Raw genomic sequence first — 5,049 nt, forward strand, 5'->3', positions numbered from 1 at the left:
GTTTATTACCGTGTTGCTGGATTGGGGTTGAATAGTGCTAATCAAATTGAAATCAAAAATAAAATCATTGCCAAAATTTCTCGCCGAGAAGTTGCGACTAAATTTCTGCAACCAGCACCAGCCAGAATAGTCAAAGAACTGCTGGAACAAGGGTTAATTACTGAGTTACAAGCAACCCTTGCAGCCAAAGTTCCGATGGCTGATGATATTACCGTCGAGGCTGATTCTGGAGGACATACAGATAATCGTCCCCTAGTTTGTGTGTTACCTTCTATTATTGCCTTGCGAGATGAAATTCAAGCACAATATCATTACCAAACACCCATTAGAATTGGTGTTGCCGGAGGAATTGGTACACCACAATCAGCATTAGCAGCCTTTATGATGGGTGCTGCTTATATAATGACCGGTTCCATTAATCAATCATGCGTTGAATCTGGGGCTTGTGAACATACCAAAAAGTTACTAGCTCAAGCAGAAATGGCTGATATGATTATGGCCCCAGCAGCAGATATGTTTGAAATGGGAGTCAAATTGCAAGTTCTCAAACGGGGTACAATGTTCCCCATGCGAGCGCAGAAATTATTTGAACTCTATCGCGCTTATGATTCCATTGAAAGCATCCCCCTTGCAGAAAGAGAGAAATTAGAAAAACAAGTTTTTCGCAAAACTATTGCTGAAGTATGGGAAGGAACTGCGGCTTATCTGTCCCAAAAGAATCCTGAGAAACTTGGGAAAGCAGTTAATAATCCTAAACTGAAAATGGCGTTGATTTTCCGTTGGTATCTAGGATTATCTTCTCGCTGGTCTAGTTCTGGTGAAAAAGGTAGAGAAGTCGATTATCAAATTTGGTGTGGCCCGGCAATGGGCGGTTTCAATGACTGGGTACGTGGTTCTTATCTATCTGAACCAAATAATCGTCGGGTAGTTGATGTAGCTAATCAAATTATGACTGGTGCAGCCTTTTTGTATCGTGTCCAAAATTTGAAAATTCAAGGGCTGCAAGCTTCCAATTATTACAGTCAGTATCACCCTGTTCGTTCTACATCATTGTTGGAGATTTAAAAATGACTATAAAACAGTCTTTCACAGCAGACGATATTCAAATATTTTTGGTATCTAACTTAGCTAAGTTGCTAGGAGTCCCAACTGATGAAATAGATGTAAAAGAACATTTAGAAAACTATGGCTTGGATTCAGCCCAAGCAATGATTCTAGTAAGTAACTTAGAAAAATTACTAGGATTTCAACCATCTCCATTGTTGCTATGGCATTACCCAAATATTGAAGCTCTTTCACAGCGTTTAGCTGAAGAAGTGCAAGAAGGTTCACCAGTTCAAGATACAAAGGTAGTAGCCTCTAATGCTAACGCTGCACCCTCAGTTCTAGATTTAGGTGCTGAGGCTGTTCTTGACCCCACCATCCATCCCGGCGCTGCATCTAATGTAGCTATAGGTGAACCCAAGAACATCTTTTTAACTGGAGGAACAGGCTTTTTAGGAGCCTTTATCATCCGGGAATTGCTACAAGAAACTAATGCGGATATCTATTGCTTAGTGCGTGCTGCTAATGCTGAAGAAGGCAAAAGCAAACTCCAAAAGAATCTGGAACAGTATGCAATTTGGCAGGAAGAATTTACCTCCAGAATTATTCCGATTGTCGGCGATTTATCTCAACCATTGTTAGGTATTGGTTCGGAACAGTTTCAAATCTTAGCTGCCAATATTGATACCATCTATCATAGTGCTGCTTTATTGAATTATGTTTTCCCATACTCTGCACTGAAAGCAGCCAATGTTTTAGGCACTCAAGAAGTTTTGAGATTAGCTTGTCAAGTTAAAGTCAAGCCTGTACATTACGTTTCCAGTGTTGCTGTTTTTGAATCCACGGCTTATGCTGGCAAGGTTGTTAAAGAACAGGATGAATTCAATCATTGGGAAGGTATTTATCTTGGTTACTCCCAAACTAAATGGGTAGCTGAAAAGTTAGTCAAAATTGCTCGTGACCGTGGACTGCCTGTAACTATCCATAGACCACCACTGATTTCAGGTGATAGCAAGACAGGCATTTGTAACACACATGACTTTATCAATTTGATGACCAAGGGCTGTCTACAAATGGGATATTTCCCTGATGTAGATTATATGTTGGATATGTCACCTGTAGACTATGTAAGTAAAGCGATCGTTTATCTATCACGCCAAAAAGAATCCATAGGTAAAGCTTTCAATTTACAACATCCCCAACCCGCAGCGTTGAAAATGCTAGTTGAGTGGATACGCTCATTTGGCTATTCCGTTGAGATGATTCCTTACGAAAAATGGCAATCAGAGTTAATCAATAATGTGACTTCTGCGGATAATCCTTTGTACACTCTGCGACCATTTTTACTGGAACGTTGGTCTGATGAACAACTGACTATCCCTGATTTGTATTTACAAGCTAGAAGACCCCACATTAGCTGCCAAGATACTCTTCATGCATTGGCAGGTAGTTCTATTGCTTGTCCTCCAATTGATTCTCAATTGTTTATGACTTATACCGCCTACTTGATTCAAAGTGGCTTCTTAAATATCGCTTAGTAATTCACAACTTACGTAGGATATGTTAAGAACGTAACGCACCATCTCGGATACTTTCGGTGCGTTACGAACCTAAAAAATAAGTTTATTTAGTTCAAGCTTTTTAAAACTCAGTACTACTAAATAGCCAATATTTCAGATGCCAGCAACAACTCATACAATAACAGCGGCAATTATATTGCCCTGTTTTTTTATGCCCAATCATGTAAATTTTTAGTATTCACCTCTTGACAGAAGCAATCGAGGATAGAATGGTTAGTGTCGAGCATAAAAGTTTAATTTTACCCGCTTGCTTTTGTGACTAATCAAAAGTGACAGCTAGCAGTCTGAAATAACCAAGCTTCTTTAATGCCTAGCTTTTTCGATGCATAAGTCCTAAATTTACGCTTGGGCTGCTACATCTATCTAATGAACCACACAAGCATTTGAAAGGGTAATAACTCAAGATATTTCTCGTTGGTTCAGATATTACGCATACTTAATTGTAGAACGAGAACAACTGTAAATGCAACGCAGCTTCATCAAGTTGAATTCACTAACATTCTTACATGAACACAAAACATCAAGGTCAGAGCAACAAAACTGCTCTTATTACTGGAGCAGCTGGTGGAATTGGCTACGAATTAGCATGTATTTTTGCTGCTCATGATTACAATTTGGTCTTAGTAGACAGAAATGGGCCAAAGCTAGTAGAAATTGCAGCTAAATTCCAAGAAAAATTTGGGATTTTTGTCAAAACTCTTGTTAAGGATTTATCTATATCAACTGCTCCTAAAGAAATTTTCACGGAGTTGCAACTCGCCGATATTAATGTTGATGTGCTAGTAAATAATGCTGGATTTGGTATTTATGGATTATTTCACGAAACAGACCTAGCTACTGAATTGGAAATGCTACAGGTAAATTTGGTGTGCCTCACCCATTTAACTAAGCTATTCGTGAAGCACATGGTAAAGCAAGGTGAAGGTAAGATATTAAATGTTGCCTCGGCTGCTGCTTTTCAACCAGGGCCTTTGATGGCGGTTTATTTTGCTACTAAAGCTTATATCTTATCTTTTTCGGAAGCGATCGCTAATGAATTAGAAGGTACAGGTGTCACTGTGACAGTTCTTTGTCCAGGCTCAACTGCATCTGCCTTTCATGAAAGAACCGGAATGGCTGACTCTAAGTTGCTCAAGGGTAAGAGGATGATGGATGCACAAACAGTAGCCGAAATTGGTTTTCGCGGCTTAATGAAGGGCAAAACCATTGTTATTCCTGGCTTTATGAATAAATTACTTGCAAAAAGCGTCAGATTTGTACCCAGGAAGCTGGTGACAAGAATTGTGAGGAATATGCAGGAAGATAAGTAGGGGCATGGGGCATTGGGCATTGGGGAAGAATAACAAATGACTAATGACTAATGACTAGTATTAATACTGCCAACATTTCAAATCCCAGCCTAAATTCGCTACAGCAACAGCAGCAACATAATTGTTAGCAGGTACTAGTTCAAAAAGACTCCAGTCTTCAGCTATCTGTAACTTGGCTGGTTCTGTGAGAGTTAGCGATACTTCAATTTGCTCTAACTGGGATAGTCCGTCTCCAGTTGCTTTTAAATAAGCTTCCTTACAAGTCCAGTAACGGAAAAATACCTCTTGCTGTAGGTTGGGAGATAGCGATCGCAACATCTTATATTCTCTCGGTAAAAAGAACCGTTTGGCAAGAGCTTCCAGATCAGACATCGGGCGAATATATTCTAGGTCTACACCAATTTCTCTAGTGCAATTCACCGCACACAAACCCAAACCTTGAGAATGAGACAAGTTAAACGCCAGTCCACTATCAGCAAATGTATCTGCTAATACTGGTTTGCCACGCTGTTGATAATTAAACTCTACTTGTAAGGGCTGGATACCCAAATAGCGACCTAATATAGTTCGCAGAATACCACGACCAGCAATGAAACGCTGTCGATGTTCCTGAAAATAAAACCGTTCAGCACGAGATGTTTCGTCACTGGAAAGAGTTGCTGCTAAACTTTGCAGTTTTGTTTCCGGTTGTTCAAGGTCTATGCACCAGACATGAATCTCATCTGGTAGCAAAGTTAAATCCGTCGGTGCAGGTAGCCAAATATCATTAGAAGCGGTCATTGAGTCAAAAAGTCAAGGGAGTTGTATTCTAGTAGTTTGTTGAATTACGACAATTATTATAGGTGGATCTGGTTTGACGCTTTAGCGCTACTATACTATGCGCCAGACCAGCGCGGTAAGCGTAGCCATGCCGTCAGGCTTATCGCTTTTGCTGACCAATATCGTGATTTATTGCTCTATATTTACGTGATTTACGTGCTATTTTTCTTACTTTAGATGTACAAGCCTTAACTCGAGGCTAAACCCTCTGAAAGAGAATACGTTAAAACCCTTGATAGAGAATAAGAAATTTTCTTTTGGCTACAACATTAGCTATTACAGTATTACTCCAAGGA

At 39.8% G+C, this 5,049-nt stretch carries 4 protein-coding genes; 3 read left to right on the forward strand and 1 reads right to left on the reverse strand.

From position 1 onward, the window contains the following. From IQ229_RS12600 to IQ229_RS12610, 3 genes are all read left to right on the forward strand, one after another. The coding region (locus IQ229_RS12600) for a PfaD family polyunsaturated fatty acid/polyketide biosynthesis protein (protein ID WP_194044151.1) at positions 1 to 1,065 on the forward strand (1,065 nt) is incomplete at its 5' end. A 2-nt stretch (positions 1,066 to 1,067) separates the two neighbouring features. Continuing rightward, entirely contained in the window at positions 1,068 to 2,582 is a 1,515-nt protein-coding gene (locus tag IQ229_RS12605) for a thioester reductase domain-containing protein (protein ID WP_194044160.1), read from the forward strand. Between the two features lie 548 nt (positions 2,583 to 3,130). Further along, the gene (locus IQ229_RS12610) at positions 3,131 to 3,934 is read left to right on the forward strand and encodes an SDR family NAD(P)-dependent oxidoreductase (RefSeq protein ID WP_194044162.1); all 804 of its coding nucleotides are present in this window, start codon (positions 3,131 to 3,133) and stop codon (positions 3,932 to 3,934) included. A 60-nt stretch (positions 3,935 to 3,994) separates the two neighbouring features. Here IQ229_RS12610 and hetI read toward each other — a convergent pair whose 3' ends face one another. Beyond that, the gene (gene hetI, locus IQ229_RS12615; protein WP_194044164.1) at positions 3,995 to 4,714 is read right to left on the reverse strand and encodes a 4'-phosphopantetheinyl transferase HetI; all 720 of its coding nucleotides are present in this window, start codon (positions 4,712 to 4,714) and stop codon (positions 3,995 to 3,997) included. Positions 4,715 to 5,049: the final 335 nt, after the last annotated feature.

The organism is Nostoc cf. edaphicum LEGE 07299, assembly GCF_015207245.1.
Taxonomy (GTDB): Bacteria; Cyanobacteriota; Cyanobacteriia; order Cyanobacteriales; family Nostocaceae; genus Nostoc; species Nostoc edaphicum_B.